Origin of the sequence: Streptomyces poriferorum (assembly GCF_019399235.1) — a bacterium.
Classification (GTDB): Bacteria; Actinomycetota; Actinomycetes; order Streptomycetales; family Streptomycetaceae; genus Streptomyces; species Streptomyces poriferorum.
Genome location: NZ_JAELVH010000043.1, coordinates 1 through 14,953, shown reverse-complemented (window position 1 = coordinate 14,953; position 14,953 = coordinate 1). Strand labels below are relative to the sequence as shown.

Annotated in this window: 15 protein-coding genes; 8 read left to right on the top strand and 7 right to left on the bottom strand. The window is 72.7% G+C overall.

Annotation, left to right across the window (positions count from 1 at the left end):
- Window positions 1-11: 11 nt before the first annotated feature.
- The 5 genes from JGS39_RS10685 (at window position 12) to JGS39_RS10665 (ending at window position 5,984) form a co-directional block, all read left to right on the top strand.
- Window positions 12-2,000 carry a prolyl oligopeptidase family serine peptidase gene (locus JGS39_RS10685; RefSeq protein WP_219568565.1) on the top strand — a complete coding sequence of 663 codons (1,989 nt, stop codon included), beginning with the start codon at window positions 12-14 and terminating at the stop codon, window positions 1,998-2,000.
- Window positions 1,997-2,956 carry a S66 peptidase family protein gene (locus JGS39_RS10680; RefSeq protein ID WP_308120310.1) on the top strand — a complete coding sequence of 320 codons (960 nt, stop codon included), beginning with the start codon at window positions 1,997-1,999 and terminating at the stop codon, window positions 2,954-2,956. The genes JGS39_RS10685 and JGS39_RS10680 overlap by 4 nt, the downstream gene beginning before the upstream one ends.
- 220 nt (window positions 2,957-3,176) lie before the next feature.
- Window positions 3,177-5,003: a CocE/NonD family hydrolase gene (locus tag JGS39_RS10675; protein ID WP_372456140.1), complete on the top strand. Its 1,827-nt coding sequence runs from the start codon at window positions 3,177-3,179 to the stop codon at window positions 5,001-5,003.
- A 124-nt stretch (window positions 5,004-5,127) separates the two neighbouring features.
- Complete coding sequence (locus JGS39_RS10670; RefSeq protein ID WP_219568561.1) at window positions 5,128-5,367, top strand: LapA family protein; 240 nt, start codon at window positions 5,128-5,130, stop codon at window positions 5,365-5,367.
- A gap of 59 nt (window positions 5,368-5,426) precedes the next feature.
- Window positions 5,427-5,984: a GNAT family N-acetyltransferase gene (locus JGS39_RS10665; RefSeq protein WP_219568559.1), complete on the top strand. Its 558-nt coding sequence runs from the start codon at window positions 5,427-5,429 to the stop codon at window positions 5,982-5,984.
- A gap of 32 nt (window positions 5,985-6,016) precedes the next feature.
- Here JGS39_RS10665 and JGS39_RS10660 read toward each other — a convergent pair whose 3' ends face one another.
- Entirely contained in the window at window positions 6,017-6,964 is a 948-nt protein-coding gene (locus tag JGS39_RS10660) for a helix-turn-helix domain-containing protein (protein ID WP_219568557.1), read from the bottom strand.
- Window positions 6,965-7,059: 95 nt separating this feature from the next.
- On the opposite strand from JGS39_RS10660, the gene JGS39_RS10655 reads away from it, so the two are divergent.
- Window positions 7,060-8,586: an alpha/beta hydrolase gene (locus JGS39_RS10655; protein ID WP_219568555.1), complete on the top strand. Its 1,527-nt coding sequence runs from the start codon at window positions 7,060-7,062 to the stop codon at window positions 8,584-8,586.
- Window positions 8,587-8,712: 126 nt separating this feature from the next.
- The gene (locus JGS39_RS10650) at window positions 8,713-9,261 is read left to right on the top strand and encodes an LURP-one-related/scramblase family protein (RefSeq protein ID WP_219568554.1); all 549 of its coding nucleotides are present in this window, start codon (window positions 8,713-8,715) and stop codon (window positions 9,259-9,261) included.
- 59 nt (window positions 9,262-9,320) lie between these two features.
- Here the strand turns inward: JGS39_RS10650 and JGS39_RS10645 are convergent, their stop codons facing one another.
- The 3 genes from JGS39_RS10645 to JGS39_RS10635 are packed head-to-tail and all read right to left on the bottom strand — an operon-like array spanning window position 9,321 to window position 11,690.
- Window positions 9,321-9,725: a RidA family protein gene (locus tag JGS39_RS10645; protein WP_219568552.1), complete on the bottom strand. Its 405-nt coding sequence runs from the start codon at window positions 9,723-9,725 to the stop codon at window positions 9,321-9,323.
- Complete coding sequence (locus tag JGS39_RS10640; RefSeq protein ID WP_219568550.1) at window positions 9,722-10,849, bottom strand: mandelate racemase/muconate lactonizing enzyme family protein; 1,128 nt, start codon at window positions 10,847-10,849, stop codon at window positions 9,722-9,724. Before JGS39_RS10640 ends, JGS39_RS10645 begins: the two co-directional genes overlap by 4 nt.
- A 31-nt stretch (window positions 10,850-10,880) precedes the next feature.
- On the bottom strand, window positions 10,881-11,690 hold the full coding sequence (locus JGS39_RS10635) for a creatininase family protein (protein ID WP_219568548.1): 810 nt from the start codon (window positions 11,688-11,690) through the stop codon (window positions 10,881-10,883).
- A gap of 41 nt (window positions 11,691-11,731) precedes the next feature.
- Between JGS39_RS10635 and JGS39_RS10630 the strand changes: the two genes are divergently transcribed.
- Window positions 11,732-12,694: an ROK family protein gene (locus tag JGS39_RS10630; protein WP_219568546.1), complete on the top strand. Its 963-nt coding sequence runs from the start codon at window positions 11,732-11,734 to the stop codon at window positions 12,692-12,694.
- A 38-nt stretch (window positions 12,695-12,732) separates the two neighbouring features.
- Here the strand turns inward: JGS39_RS10630 and JGS39_RS10625 are convergent, their stop codons facing one another.
- The 3 genes from JGS39_RS10625 to JGS39_RS10615 form a co-directional block, all read right to left on the bottom strand.
- On the bottom strand, window positions 12,733-13,551 hold the full coding sequence (locus JGS39_RS10625) for an ATP-binding cassette domain-containing protein (RefSeq protein WP_219568544.1): 819 nt from the start codon (window positions 13,549-13,551) through the stop codon (window positions 12,733-12,735).
- Window positions 13,548-14,375 (bottom strand): ATP-binding cassette domain-containing protein, encoded by an 828-nt coding sequence (locus JGS39_RS10620; protein ID WP_219568542.1) that lies wholly within the window; start codon window positions 14,373-14,375, stop codon window positions 13,548-13,550. Before JGS39_RS10620 ends, JGS39_RS10625 begins: the two co-directional genes overlap by 4 nt.
- On the bottom strand, window positions 14,372-14,953 hold a 582-nt coding region (locus JGS39_RS10615; RefSeq protein ID WP_219568540.1), incomplete at its 5' end, for an ABC transporter permease. The genes JGS39_RS10620 and JGS39_RS10615, both read right to left, overlap by 4 nt.

Below are 14,953 nucleotides of genomic sequence, written 5' to 3'. Positions count from 1 at the left end.
GGGAACCGATCATGAAATCCACTGAGGCCTACGGAAGCTGGCCGTCACCGATCGACGCCGCGCTGGCCGCCTCCCGCGACGGCCGGCCCGAGTACGTCGGAGCGGTCGGCGACGAGCTGTGGTGGACGGAGCCGCGCCCGGCCGAGGCCGGCCGGCGCGCCCTGGTCCGCCGATCGGCGGACGGCACCACCACGGAACTGCCCGCGCCGTGGAACGCCCGCAGCCGCGTCATCGAGTACGGCGGCCGGCCGTGGGCCGGCACCGTACGCGCCGAGGGCGGCCCGCTGATCGTCTTCGTCCACTTCGACGACCAGCGGCTGTACGCCTACGCACCCGACGGCCCCCGTGAGCCCTGGCCGCTGACGCCCGTCTCCGCGACCGGCGGCGGACTGCGCTGGGCCGACCCGAGGCTGCACCCGGACCGCGGACCGGCCGGCGAGGTCTGGTGCGTACTGGAGGAGTTCACCGGAGAGGCGCCCACCGATCTGCGCCGGGTGATCGCCGCCGTACCGCTGGACGGGTCGGCGGCCGGTGACCGGTCGGCGGTGCGCGAGCTCTCCGACGACCGGCACCGGTTCGTCACGGGCGCCGAGGTCTCACCCGACGGGCGGCGCGCCGCCTGGATCGCCTGGGACCACCCGCGGATGCCGTGGGACGGCACCGAGGTGATGGTCGCCGACATCGGCGAGGACGGCACCTTCCACCACGCCCGGAGTTTCGTGGGCGGTCCGGAGGAATCCGTACCGCAGGTCCGCTGGACCAGCGACGGACAGCTGCTGTTCGCCAGTGACCGCAGTGGGTGGTGGAACCTCTACCGCGCCGACCCGGACCGCGGCACCGTGGACGGACTCTGCGTCCGCGAGGAGGAGTTCGCGGGTCCGTTGTGGAAGATCGGGCTCAACTGGTTCTGCCCGCTGGACAACGGGCTGATCGCCACACTCCACGGCAAGGGATCCACCACCCTCGGCATCCTCGACCCGGAGACGGGCGAGGTCGTCGACATCGCCGGACCCTGGACCGAGTGGGCCGAGACCCTCGCCGTGCAGGACAGCCGCGTCATCGGCATCGCGGCGAGCCCGCGCAGCGCGTACGAGATCGTGGAACTCGACACCGCGACCGGGCACACCCGGATCATCGGCGCACCCCACGAGGACGCGGTCGACCCCTCGTACTACCCGGAGCCCGCCGTCCGCACCTTCACAGGCCCCGGCGGCCGGGAGATCCACGCCCAGGTGTACCCGCCGCACAGCCCCGACCGGACCGGCCCGGACGACGAGCTGCCGCCCTTCGTGGTGTGGGCCCACGGCGGCCCGACCGGCCATGCCGCGCTCGTGCTCGACCTGGAGATCGCCTACTTCACCTCGCGCGGCATCGGCGTCGCCGAGGTCAACTACGGCGGCTCCACCGGCTACGGCCGCGCCTACCGCAACCGGCTGCGCGGACAGTGGGGCGTCGTCGACGTCGAGGACTGCGCCGCCGTCGCGGGGGCGCTGGCCGCCGAGGGCGCCGCGGACCCGCACAGGCTCGCCGTCCGCGGCGGCAGCGCCGGGGGCTGGACCAGCGCCGCCTCGCTGACCGGGACGGACGTCTACGCCTGCGGCACGATCATCTACCCCATCCTGGACCTGACCGGCTGGGGCACCGACGAGACCCATGACTTCGAGTCGCAGTACCTGGAGTCGCTGGTCGGCCCGCTCGCCGAGGTCCCCGACCGCTACCGGGACAGGTCCCCGATCAACCGCACCGACGGGCTCACCACCCCCTTCCTGATCCTCCAGGGGGAGGACGACCCGATCTGCCCGCCCGTACAGTGCGAGCGGTTCCTGGCCACGGTCGAGGGGCGCGGCATTCCGCACGCCTACCTCACCTACCCGGGCGAGGGGCACGGGTTCCGGCGCGCGGAGACCATGATCAGCGCGCTGGAGGCTGAACTCTCCCTGTACGCCCAGACGTTCGGCATCGACCGTACCGACGTGCCGCGGCTGGAGCTGAAGAAGTGAGCGCCGACGGCGCGGCCCTGGCGCCCCTGACCCGTCCTGCCCGGCTGCGCGCGGGCGCCCGGGTCGCCGTCGTGTCCCCGAGCGGACCGGTGCCCGCCGAGCGGCTGGACGCGGGTCTCGACCTCCTGCGCGGCTGGGGGCTCGATCCCCTCGTGATGCCGCATGTGCTCGACGTGCACCGCGAGTTGGAGTATCTCGCCGGCGCGGACGAGGCGCGGGCCCGGGACCTCCAGGACGCCTGGTGCGATCCGTCCGTCGACGCGGTGATCTGCGCCCGCGGCGGCTACGGGGCACACCGCATGGTGGATCTGGTGGACTGGGCGGCGATGCGTGCCGCCGGGCCCAAGGTGTTCGTCGGCTACAGCGACATCACCGTGCTCCACGAGGCGTTCGCCCTGCGGACCGGGCTTGCCACGCTGCACGGCCCGATGGTGGGCACCGAGACCTTCCTGAAGGACCCGCGGACCCAGGACTCGCTGCGGTCCACCCTGTTCGAGCCCGAGACGGTCATGACGCTGGGGCTCGACGACGCGAGGGCCCTGGTGCCGGGGCGGGCCCGGGGCGTCACCTACGGTGGCTGTGTCAGTCTGCTCGCCGCGGACCTCGCCACCCCGCACGGGCGTACCTCGGCCCGCGGCGGACTGCTGGTCATCGAGGACACCACCGAGGACCCGTACAGCATCGACCGCATTCTCACCCAACTGCTGCGGGCCGGCGCGCTCGACGGCGTGGCCGGGGTGGTCTGCGGTTCCTGGGCGGGCTGCGGACCGTACGAGCGGGTCCGCGCGGTGCTCGCCGACCGGCTCGGCCCGCTGGGCGTGCCCGTCGTCGAGGAGCTCGGATTCGGACACGGCCCCACCGGGCTGACGATTCCGCTCGGGGTGCCCGCCGTGCTGGACGCACCGGCGGACGGCGGCCGGGCCACCCTCACGGTCGAGGTACCGGCGCTGGCCTGAGCGAAAACGGCACACGGCGATGGCCCCGGCAGTGCGCCGGGGCCATCGGCGTGTCCGACTCCGTACGCCGGGGCGGCCCGAACGGGGCCGGGAAGCGAAGAAGCTGAGCAACCTTCAGGAAACGCTGTCCTGGGCGTTGACACGACTATGACCTGTGTCACAGCATGAGCGCGGCCCAATACTTACCGGTCGGTAAGGTGTCCTCGGTGTGGAGGTCCTCGTGTCGCGTGCTGTCCCCGGTTCCCGCTTCCGGTCGAAGTCATCGAAGTCGCTGTCCCGGAAATCACTCGCCCTCGTCGCCGGAGCCGCGCTCGCCGCACCCCTCGCGCTCACCGGCACCGCACAGGCCGCCACGGCCGCCGAGTCCGCATACACCGTCACCCCGCTGAAGTTCACCGTCTCTGCGGGCGGCCGCTCCTGCACCGTGGACGCCGACCTCTACCGCCCCGCCGGGGCCGACGCCCTGCACCCGGTGCCCGCCGTCCTCGCCACCAACGGCTTCGGCGGCAGCAAGTCGGACGGTTCGACCGACGGCATCGGCAAGGCGTTCGCCTCACGCGGCTACGCCGGGCTCGTCTACTCCGGCCTGGGCTTCGGCAAGTCCGGCTGCCTCATCACGCTCGACGACCCGGAGACGGACGGCAGGGCGGCGGCCGCCCTCGTCGACTTCCTCGGCGGAACACGTGCCGCCGACGACGGAACCAAGGCCGACTTCGTCACCCAGGACGGCCCCGGTGACCCCACGGTCGGCATGATCGGCGGCTCGTACGGCGGAGCCATCCAGATGGCCACCGCGGCCGTCGACCCCCGCGTCGACGCCCTCGTGCCGCTCATCACCTGGAACGACCTCGGCTACGCGCTCGCCCCGAACAACACCGGCACGGCCCAGGGTGTCTCCTCCGACACCGCCGGCGTCTTCAAATGGCAGTGGACCAACGGCTTCTACCTGATGGGGGAGGGGCAGGCGATCCTCGCACCCAGCCTCGACCCGTCCCGCTTCGGCAGCCTGGACTGCCTCCACTTCGCCGCGCGGGCCTGCGACACGATCCGGCTGCTCAACTCCGGCCGCTACCCGGACGACAGGACCGCGGCGATGCTCGCCTACGCGCGCAGTGTCTCTCCCGTCTCCTACCTGAACCGCGTCAAGGCGCCCACCCTGCTGATCCAGGGGCAGGCCGACAGCCTGTTCAACCTGAACGAGGCCACAGCCACCTACCGGACGCTCAAGGCGCAGGGCACCACGGCCAAGATGATCTGGCAGGCATGGGGTCACAGCGGTGGCCAGGTGGAGGGCGAACTCGACCTGGGCCAGGGCAATCTGGAGAGCAGCTACGTCGGCGGACGCATCCTCGCCTGGTTCGACCGCTACCTCCGCCACGAGACGGCCACGGACACCGGACCGGAGTTCGCCTACTACCGCGACTGGCAGAGCGGCTACGGCACCGCGGACGCCGTCCCCGGCCTGACGCGCACGATGTACCTCTCCGGCGACGGCAAGCTCGTCGACAACCGCGCCAAGGTCGCACGCGGCAGCCGCCAGTACACCAACTGGCTGATTCCCACGAGCCACTCGGAGAGCTCGCTCGCCGGTCTCATCGGACTGCCCGACCCGAAGCCGTACGACACCAAGGGCACCTACCTCGGCTGGACCAGCGCTCCGCTCGGCTCGGCGGTCGATGTCGTCGGAGCGCCGAAGGCCACGCTGAAGGTCGTCTCGCCGAGGACGGAGCGGGTGCAGAACAGCGGTGACGCCGCGGACAAGCTCGTCCTGTTCGCCAAGGTCTACGACGTCGCGCCGGACGGCACCAGGACGCTGGTGAACCGGCTCGTCTCACCGGTCCGGGTGCCGGACGTGACCCGCCCCTTCACTGTCCGGCTGCCCGGCATCGTCCACCGGTACGAGGCGGGACACCGGCTGGAATTCGCGATCGCCGCCAGCGACAGCGCGTACTTCGGCAACCGCGGCATCAAGCCCGTCACGGTCGTCAGCGCGCCCGGGGACACCGGAGTGCTGGAGCTTCCGGTGGTGGGCGGCACGGGGAAATGACGCCGTAGCACCGGTCACGGCCGTCACCCGAATGGCCGTACAGCACCGCCCCCGGGCACCCGGACGGAGTCATCCTGGTGCTCCGGGGGCGGTGGCGCATCAGACCCAGGGAAGGGGCCGCTTCATGAGCCCGAAGGATGTGTCGAGCGGCAGCAAGAGCAGCACGGGTGCGTTCACACCCGCCCGCATTCTCGTCATCATCATCGCGGTCCTGTCCATCGTGTTCATCGCGGAGAACACCGAAGAGGTCGAGGTCCGCCTCATCGTCCCGCTGGTGACCATGCCGCTGTACGTGTGGCTGATCGTGATGTTCCTGGCCGGTATGGCCTGTGGGGCGTACGTCTTCCGCAGGCGCACCAAGTAGCCCCTCCTCCGCCGCCCCCCGGTCCGGCCGGGCGGCGGAGGGCGATCTACGCTGGCCTGATGTCCGAAACCACCTACCTGGCCCAGGGTCCGCGCACGGCGATCCGTCCCTTCACCCGAGCCGATGCGGATGAGTTCACCGCCCGGGCCCGGGAGAGCCGCGAACTGCACCACCCCTGGCTGTTCCCGCCCGCCTCCCCCGACACGTACGCCGCCTACGCGGAGGTGCTCATCGAGGACCCGGCGAGGGCCGGGTTCCTGGTGTGCGAGCGCAACGGGACGGCCGGGAGCGGGGCCGACGGCGCGATCGCCGGGTTCATCAACATCAACAACATCGTCATGGGCGGCTTCCGCTGCGGTGCCCTCGGCTACGGGGGCTTCGCCCACGCGACCGGTCGCGGCCTGATGAGCGAAGGGCTCGGCCTGGTCCTCGGGCACGCCTTCGGACCGCTCGGCCTGCACCGCCTGGAGGCCAACATCCAGCCCGGCAACGCGGGTTCGATCGCCCTGGTGCGCAGGGCGGGATTCCGGCTGGAGGGCTTCTCGCCCGACTTCCTCCTCATCGACGGGGCCTGGCGCGACCACGAACGCTGGGCGATCACGGCGGACATGCGCTGACGCCGGGGCAGGAGCCGTGGGCGCCGCGCGCCTCAGCCGGCCGCCGCCGTCTGCGCGCCGAGCGCGGCGAACAGCCAGTCGTGCGCGGTCCCGGGGGTCGGCTCGGGCGGACCGCCCGGCGCGGTGATCACGTCGGCCGTCAGCTCCCAGTACCGGTCGATCCGTGGGTCGGCGGCGAGCTGACCGGTGAGCAGACGGCGGAAGGCCGGAGTGTCCCGGCTGCCGTACGCGCTCGCGTACGCGTCCACGAAGCTGTCCAGCTCCTCGCCGGGGCGCGGCTCCGCACCCCGGCGCAGCTGGGCGCCGGCCAGCTCGTACGCCTGCGCGAGGCCCGCGTACAGGACGGCGGGAGCACGGGAACCCCCGGCCTTGTGGGCCTCGGGCTGGGGCTGCTCGGCGCCCGTGCAGGGACGGGTCACGAGGGCGTGCAGCCGGGCGAAGGCGAGCACCTGGGCCGGCTCGGGGTCGTCGGGCGGCTGGGGGACCGCCACCTCCAGGAACGCGGCCGTCGCCCGGGCCGGCATCCGCGGCGGCAGCCAGGCACGCCAGAACCGGGCCAGCGAGGCCGTGCTCGGCGGTGTGGTCACCGCCCCGATCAGGCGCAGCCGGTCGGCCCGCTCCCTGGGCGGGCACTCCAGCACCAGCCGCATCGCCGCCTCCCGCCAGCGCAGGGCGGTGAGCTGTGAGCCGAGTGCGCGCAGCTGCCCGGCGACGGCGTCCTCCAGCACACCGTCCGCCCCGTCCCCCTCCTCCTCGAGGACGCGGCGCACCTCGCGCACCGGCAGCCCGAGGGTGCGCAGGGAACGGAGCAGGCGCAGCCGCCCGAGCGCGTCGGGACCGTAGCGGCGATGCCCGCCCGCGCTGCGGGAAGCCTCCGGCAGCAAGCCTTTGTCGGAGTAGAAGCGGACGGCCTTGACGGTGACGCCCGCGCGCTCGGCCAGTTCGCCGATGCCGCACAGGCCGTCGTGCGAGGTGAACACTTGAACCTCCCTCCGGGGGAGCTTCTACGGTACCGGCGAGGGCGGCCGGGCGATGGGGACCGGACCGCCGCCGACGTATCGCCAAGGAGCGGACCATGACCGAATTCATCCTGGTGCCCGGCATGTTCACCGGCGCACACGTGTGGGAGGAGACCGCTGCGCACCTGGTCTCGGCGGGCGCCGGGGTACACACGGTGACCCTGACAGGGCTCGGCGGCTCCCGCGGCGGCCCGGCGGATGCCGTCGGCCTGGAGACGCACATCGAGGACGTCCTCGCGGTGATCGACTCGGTCGCCGCCGGAACCCGCCACCAGGACGGGATCGTCCTGGTGGCCCACGGCTACGCCACCTACCCGGTGCTGGGCGCCGCCGACCGGCGCGCGGAGCGCATCGGCCGGATCGTCTGCCTGGACACCGGACCGGGGCAGGACGGAGTGCCGGCCCTGGCCACCGTGCCGGACCCGGCACTGCGCGAGGACCTGGTGGGGCGGGCCGGTGCGGAAGGGGCCGGCGAGGACCTGGCTCCTCCGGCCCGCGACGCGTGGCAGCGCTGGGGCAGCACCGCGGGCATCCCCGAAGCGGCGCTGGACCGGCTCACCGCCCTGGCCTCGCCGCAGCCCCTGGCCACCCTGCTCCAGCCGCTGAGACTGACCGGGGCGGCCGGCGCACTGCCCGTCACCGGCGTGCTGTGCGACGCGAACGGTTCGAGTATCGCGATGGTCCAGCAGCGGGTGGACTTCGGTGACCCGGTTCTCCTACCGCTGGCCGGTCCTCAGGTGTCGTTCTTCGAACTGCCCACCGGACACTGGCCGATGCTGTCCCTCCCGGCCGAGCTGGCCGACGTCCTGCTGCGGGCCGCCGCAGGCGAGGGACACCATCTCGTGCCGCCCGGCTCCGGGGAACTCCCCTCGCACCTGCGGCCGTTCGTGGTGGACGTGCCCGAACTCCCGTGCGAGCGGACCGGAAACGTCGATCTGTACCTGCCGGACGCCGGGGGCCCCCGGCCGGCGGTGGTGTTCGTGCACGGGGGCCCGGTGCCCGCAGGAGTCGAGCCGACCCCGCGGGACTGGCCGCTCCTGCGGGGGTACGCGCGGTACGCGGCGGCGGAGGGCATGATCGGCGCGACGGTCGACCACCGGCTGCACGACATGGCCGGCTACCCACGCGCCGCCGAGGACGTGGCAGCGGCGGTGGAGCGGGTCCGGGCCGATCCGCGGGTGGATGCGGACCGGATCGCACTCTGGTTCTTCTCGGGCGGAGGACTGCTCTCGGCGCCCTGGCTGAGCCGGCCCCCGGCCTGGCTGCGCTGCCTCGCGGCCTCCTACCCGGTCCTGGCCCCGATCCCCGCCTGGGGACCCGTGGACAGCGGGTTCCGGCCGGCGGACGCGGTGGCGGAAGCGGGCGCCCTGCCCCTCGTGATCACCCGGGTGGGGCGCGAGATGCCGGGGATCGCCGCCACGGTCGAGGAGTTCCTGACCGCGGCCGCGAAGCACGGGGTGGACACCGAGGTGATCGACGTACCGAACGGCCGCCACACCTTCGACGCCCTCGACCGGACCCGGGAGTCGCGCGAGGCGGTGCACCGCGCGATGCGCTCGGTGCGGGGACACCTGTCCTCCTGAGGCGCCTGTCCGCCTCAGGCGCTTCCCAAAAGGTGCGGCTCCGCCGCGAGCGGGATAGGAAAGGTGGGACTGCCGTCACCGGAGCCCGGTCCGACCCCCTCGACAGACGGCGGGAAAGGACGCGTGATGTTCCAGGAGCGCAAGGACCGCCGTCACGCCAATCGCGCGTTCGACCACGGCGAGGGCGTGACCCGTTTCAGGATGCGGCAGAAGATGATCTCCATCGGTGACGACTACTGGATCGACGACGAGTCCGGCGACCATCAGTACAAGGTCAACGGCAAGGCCCTGCGGGCGCGCCGCACGTACCACATCGAGGACCGCGAGGGCCGGCGCGTCGCCACCGTGCAGAGCCGGCCGCTGCGGATCAAGGACTCGATGGCGATCGAGGACGCCGACGGGCAGCGCGTGGCCATCGTCAAGAAGGCCGTCATCGGACCACTGCGCGACCGGTGGCGGATCAAGCAGGAGGACGGCGAGGACCTGCGCGTGGTCGGCAACATCCTCGACCACGAGTACACGATCGAGCGGGACGGCTACAAGGTGGCCGAGGTGTCGAAGAAGTGGTTCCGCGTCCGGGACACCTACGGCCTCGACGTCGGGCCGGGTGCGGACCCCGCCACCGTCCTGGCGGCGGCGGTCGCCATCGACGCGATGGCCCACCCCGGGGACTGACGGGCGCGGCGGGCCGGACCGTACGACGACGGTCCGGCCCGCGTGCGCGTACCCCCGGATCAGGGATTCCGGCGCAGCGCCACCACGTCGATCTCCACGAGGATGCCCATCAGTTCGGAGCCGACCGTGGTGCGTACCGGACGCGGATCGCCGAAGTGTTCCCGGTAGACCCGGTCGAAGCCCGCGAAGTCACGGTGCACGTCCTGGAGATGGACCGTCGCCTTCACCACGTCGTCGAGCGTCAGCCCGTCCGTGGCGAGGAGGGCGCTCACGTTCGCGAGGACCTGGCGGGTCTGTTCCTCGATGGTGTCGCCCAGTGCGCCCGTGACCGGGTCCTGCGGGCCGAACCCGGAGGTGAACAGGTACGGGCCCGCCGCGATGCCCTGGCTGTACCCGCCGATCGGCGCGGGAGCACCGGCGGTGGTGACGGCGCGGCGGCCGGTGCGCAGGCTGTCGGTCGTCACTTGGTCAGGTCTCCCTCGCGTGCGTTGACCTCGGCGTAGTGGCGGAGCTTGTCCTCGTCGACGGTGACGCCGAGACCCGGACCGTCCGGCACCCGCAGGCTGCCGTTCTCCAGCGTGAGCGGCTCGATGATGTCGTCCGCGTGCAGGTAGTACATGGAGTCGATGGCACGCGACAGCACCGGGGTGCTGGCGACGACCGCGAGATGCGCGGCCGTCGCGATGCCCAGCTCGCCGCCGCTGTGCAGGTTCATGCCGAGACCGAACGTCTCGCAGTGCGCGGCCAGTGCCTTCGTCGGAGCGATGCCGCCCCACTTGTAGACGTCACCGTGGATCACGTCGACCGCGTTGAGGCGCATCGCGGGCGCGAAGTCCTCGAAGCGGACCACGCACATGTTGGTGCACAGCGGGATGCGTACCTTCTGGCGGACCTGGCTCATTCCCTCGATCCCGACGCACGGGTCCTCCAGGTACTCCAGGTCCAGCTCCTCCAGCGCGATGCCGGCCCGGATCGAGTCCGGCACCGACCAGGCGGCGTTCGGGTCGACGCGCAGGTTCACCTCGGGCAGCGCGGCCCGCACCACCCGCAGGATCGCGACATCGCCCTGGACGTCCTTGGTGCCCTTGAGCTTCACGGCCGTGAACCCGCCCTCGGCCACCACCCGCTCGGTGTGCTCGGCAAGGGCCCGCGGCAGGTCGCCCGCGGCGGCGCCGGGTGCGTCGGCCCGGGTGATCAGCGCGGTCAGCGGCACCTCGTCGCGGACCGGTCCGCCCAGCAGGTCGGTCACCGACTGCCCGGTGGCCTTGCCCATGGCGTCCCAGCAGGCCACGTCGATCGCGGCCAGTGCGGCGTAACCCAGGTAGCCGTAGAAGAACGGCACCATGTGGTGGCGGCGGTGGAAGGACTCCAGGGCGAACGGGCTGGTGCCGATCAGGTCCTCGGCGAGGTCGCGGACGATCGCGGCGACCGGGCGGCCCCACATCGTCTCGCCCCAGCCCTCCACACCCGTGTCCGTCCTGATGCGCACGACGGTGCGGGTCTCTCCGGTCTTCGTCTCGAACGAGCTGGTGAACGGGTTGACCAGCGGCAGATTGACGACGTGGACGTCGACCTCGGTGATCTTCATGAACGGTTCCTTACGTGTGAGGGGTGGAGGGTCATGCGAGGGGGCGCGACGCGGCGTCGAAGGCGAGGACCGCGCGGGCCAGGCCGCGGGCGCGCCGGTCGAGCAGGCGCTCACCGTGCGCGGCGTCGGCCCCGGCCGCGTCGTCGGTGGCTCCGCCCACCCGCTCCCACTCGCCGTGCCGCTCCACGGTCAGCCCCGGGTAGGGCGGCTTGTCGAACAGGGGAGGCGGCTCGACCGGCGCGTGCCGGGCCCGCTCGGCCCATACCAGCGACGGCTGCGCGGCCAGCATCAGCGACGTCTCGAACCAGCCGGCGTGCCCGGGCACCAGCTCGGCGTGGCCCTCGTCCGGGCCGTCCGCGTCAGCCTCGGGCTCGCCGGTGTCCGTCAGCGTCCAGTACGAGCAGGCGGCCGCCGTCACGTCGGCCCGCAGCGCGAACCGCTTGACCGCGAGGCGCATGATCTCGTCGTTGCCGCCGTGTCCGTTGACGACGAGCACCCGGCGGTAGCCGCAGGCGGCCAGCGAGTCGAGGAGTTCGTCCAGGACCAGGCCGAGCACCGGCGCGGACAGGGTCAGCGCCGCGGCGAACAGATGGTGCGGGCTGTGCCCGTAGGGCAGCGTCGGCAGACGTACGAGACCGGGCACGTCCTCTCCCGCGGCGGCCCGCTCGTCGAGCAGGGCGAGGGCCCGGGAGACGACGGCGTCGGCGAGCATCGTGTCCGTGCCCATCGGCAGGTGCTCGGCGTGCTGCTCCTGCGAACCGATCGGCAGGACGGCGATCGAGTCGGCCGCCGCCGCCCGCGTCTCGCGCCAGGTGGCCTCGGTCAGATTGCGGTGGGTCATGCCGCTGTCTCCCCGGTCCGGGGGCATGACAGAGTCGGCGCATGGCGCATGAACGTATTCCTTTGCGGTTGGTACCCGATCCGCAGCCGGAGGAGCCGGCCGGTCGGGACGTCGGTGTGCTGGGCGCCGCCGAAGTACTGCCCGGACTGGTGCGTGCCGCGCTGCTCACCCGCGCCGGAGCCGTCCGCGAGCGGACGCAGGCCCGCTTCGACGCGGGCAGCACCGACCCGGCCGTCGTCGACGCGGCGCTGCGGGAGGCGGCCGCCGTGTTCGCCGGGCAGGACCTGCTCGGCGTGGGTGTGGCCGCCGCCGGTGTGGTGGACCCGGCGGCGGGCCGGATCATCGAGGTGAACGACGCCCCGGCGCTGCGCGGCTACCCGGTTGCCGACCGGCTCGCGGAGCTGGCCGGCGCCCCGGTGCGGATCGAGCACCGGGCACGGGTCCAGGTGCTCGGCGACCGCTGGTTCGGCGCGGGGCGTGGCCGGCGCTCGTTCGCCTCCGTCGCGACCGGTGAGGTCCTCGGCGTCGGCATCCTGTACGAGGGGGAGGTGCTGGCCCCGGCCGGTGGCCGCAGCGGCGCCCATATGACGGTCACCGCGAGCGGTGAGCTCTGCACCTGCGGACGGCGCGGCTGCTGGAAGACCGTGGCGACGACCCGCTGGCTGCGCGAGCGCGCCGCCGAGCGGGGGTTCGCTCCCGAGGCGGCGACCCTGGCGGCCCTGACGGCGTCCGGCACCCCGGCCGCCGCCGATCTCGTCGCGCGGTACGCGGAGAACCTGGTGCTCGGCCTGGCCACCGTCCAGCAGCTCTTCGCGTGCGGGCTGTTCGTCCTGCACGGGGAGGCGCTCGACGGCGGTGAGCCGTTCCGGGCCCTGGTCGAGTCCCGGCTGCGCGCCGACGCCCTCGGCGGCGGTGAGGTCCCCACCGTGGTGCTCGGTGAGGCAGCGGACACCGGCGCACTGCTCGGGGCGGCGGGGCTGGTCCTGTCGGCGCCACGCCACTAGGGAGGACCCTGCCGGGCCCGTGGGCTGCGGTGCGGGGCTCACGCCGGGACACTCCCCAGGATCCGGCGGCGGGGGTCGGGCACCGGTACGGCGTCCAGGAGCCGCCGGGTGTACGCGTCCTCGGGCGCGGTGAACACCTGGTCGGCGGTCCCGGACTCGACGATGCGGCCCTGGCGCATCACGGCCACCCGGTCAGCGATCTGGCGGACGACGGCGAGGTTGTGCGAGATGAAGAAGTACGTCAGCCCGAGGCGGTCCTGGAGTTCGGCGAGCAGGTCGAGGACGCGCGCCTGCACGGATACGTCGAGTGCGCTCGTCGGCTCGTCGAGCACGACCAGGCGCGGCTCCAGGGCCAGGGCCCGTGCGATGGAGATGCGCTGGCGCTGACCGCCGGAGAACTCGTGCGGATAGCGGTCCAGGATGCTCGCGTCCAGGCCGACGGAGTCCAGGAGCTCGCCGGCCCGGTCGCGCACCCTGGCCCGGCCGCGCCGCCCGCGCGCCCACTCCTCGTGGGTGACGAGCGGCTCCCCGACGATGTCGGCGATCCGCAGCCGCGGATTCATGCTGGAGTACGGGTCCTGGAGCACGACCTGCATCTGCCGGCGCAGCGGCTTCAGCGCGGCGCCGTTCAGCGCCAGCAGGTCCGTGCCGTCGAACCGCACGCGGCCCGCGGTGGGTTCGAGCAGCCGCAGAAGCAGCCGGGTCAGCGTGGTCTTGCCGCAGCCGGACTCGCCGACCAGGGCGAAGGTCTCGCCCTCCCGGACGGTGAGGGAGACGTCGTCGACGGCGACGCTCGGCGGGCGGCCGGGGAACTCCTTGCGCAGTCCGTCGATTTCCAGCAGCGGGTTCGTGGTCATGCGACGGGCTCCAGTCGGGGAGTGGCGGCCAGCAGATCGCGGGTGTACGGGGCGGTGGGGCGGGTGAACACCTGGTGCACGTCGCCGGTCTCGACGACCTCGCCGTGCCGCATGACGACGACCCGGTCGGCGGTCTCGGCGACGACGCCCAGGTCGTGGGTGATCAGCAGGACGGCCATGCCGTGGCGTCGCTGGAGGCTCACGAGCAGTTCCAGGATCTGCCGCTGAACGGTCACGTCGAGCGCCGTGGTGGGCTCGTCGGCGATGAGGACGCTGGGGCGGGCCACGAGCGCGGAGGCGATCATGACGCGCTGGCGCAGACCGCCGGAGAGTTCGTGCGGGTACTGGCCGTAGCGCCGTTCCGGGTCGGGGATGCCGACCTCGTCCAGTGCGGTCAGCGCAGCCCGGCGGGCTTCGGCGCGGGTGTGGTCGCCGTGCAGCCGGAGCACCTCGGACACCTGGTCGCCCACCCGCTGCAAGGGGTCGAGGCTGGTCATCGGGTCCTGGAAGACCATGGAGATCCGGGCCCCGCGGACCTTGCGCAACTCCTTCTCGCGCAGGCCGAGTACGTCCTTGCCGTCGAGCAGCACCTGCCCTCCGGCGTACACGCACGGCGGTTCGGGGTTGAGGCGCAGTGCGGACAGTGCGGTGGCCGACTTGCCGCTGCCGGACTCGCCGACGACGGCGAGGGTCTCGCCGGAGTTCACCGCGAAGCTCACCCCGCGCACCGCGTGCACGGTCGAGGAGGCGAGCGCGAAGTCGACGCGCAGGTCCCGGAATTCGAGGACGGGTGCGGTCGGCGGGGTCTGTGCGGAGTCGGTCATCGGCGGTACGCCTTCGGGTCCGCGACGTCGCGCAGCGCGTCGCCCAGGATGTTGATGGACAGCGAGGTGAGCATGAGCGCGATGCCGGGGAAGACGGCGATCCACCAGGACGTGCCGAGGTAGAGCTGTCCGTCCGAGAGCATCCCTCCCCAGGTCACCGTCTCCTTCGGAACACCGAGGCCCAGGTAGCTCAGTGAGGCCTCGGCGACGATGGCCGACGCGATGTGCAGGGTGCCGATCGTGGCCAGCGGGGCCATGACGTTGGGCAGCAGGTGCCGGCGCATGATCGCCCTGTCACCGACACCGATCGCGCGGGCCTCGGTGATGAAGTCGCGGGTGCGCAGCGACAGCACCTCGGAGCGCACGACACGGGCGTACGAAACCCAGCCGGTGATGCCGATCACGAGGATGACGTAGCCGAGGCCCGAGCCGACGAAGCCGACGACGGCGAGCGCCAGCAGGATCGCCGGGAAGGCGAGCTGTACGTCCGCGACGCGCATGACGACACGGTCGGTCCAGCCGCCGAGGTAGCCGGAGGCGAGACCGGCGACGGTACCGATGACCCCGGCGAGCAGCGC

What these genes read in the sequence shown, in the direction of transcription:
- JGS39_RS10685 (WP_219568565.1), top strand. Translation starts at nt 12, where the DNA reads ATGAAATCCACTGAGGCCTACGGAAGCTGGCCGTCACCGATCGACGCC.
- JGS39_RS10670 (WP_219568561.1), top strand. Translation starts at nt 5,128, where the DNA reads ATGAGCCCGAAGGATGTGTCGAGCGGCAGCAAGAGCAGCACGGGTGCG.
- JGS39_RS10665 (WP_219568559.1), top strand. Translation starts at nt 5,427, where the DNA reads ATGTCCGAAACCACCTACCTGGCCCAGGGTCCGCGCACGGCGATCCGT.
- JGS39_RS10655 (WP_219568555.1), top strand. Translation starts at nt 7,060, where the DNA reads ATGACCGAATTCATCCTGGTGCCCGGCATGTTCACCGGCGCACACGTG.
- JGS39_RS10650 (WP_219568554.1), top strand. Translation starts at nt 8,713, where the DNA reads ATGTTCCAGGAGCGCAAGGACCGCCGTCACGCCAATCGCGCGTTCGAC.
- JGS39_RS10640 (WP_219568550.1), bottom strand. Translation starts at nt 10,849, where the DNA reads ATGAAGATCACCGAGGTCGACGTCCACGTCGTCAATCTGCCGCTGGTC.
- JGS39_RS10635 (WP_219568548.1), bottom strand. Translation starts at nt 11,690, where the DNA reads ATGACCCACCGCAATCTGACCGAGGCCACCTGGCGCGAGACGCGGGCG.
- JGS39_RS10630 (WP_219568546.1), top strand. Translation starts at nt 11,732, where the DNA reads ATGGCGCATGAACGTATTCCTTTGCGGTTGGTACCCGATCCGCAGCCG.
- JGS39_RS10625 (WP_219568544.1), bottom strand. Translation starts at nt 13,551, where the DNA reads ATGACCACGAACCCGCTGCTGGAAATCGACGGACTGCGCAAGGAGTTC.
- JGS39_RS10620 (WP_219568542.1), bottom strand. Translation starts at nt 14,375, where the DNA reads ATGACCGACTCCGCACAGACCCCGCCGACCGCACCCGTCCTCGAATTC.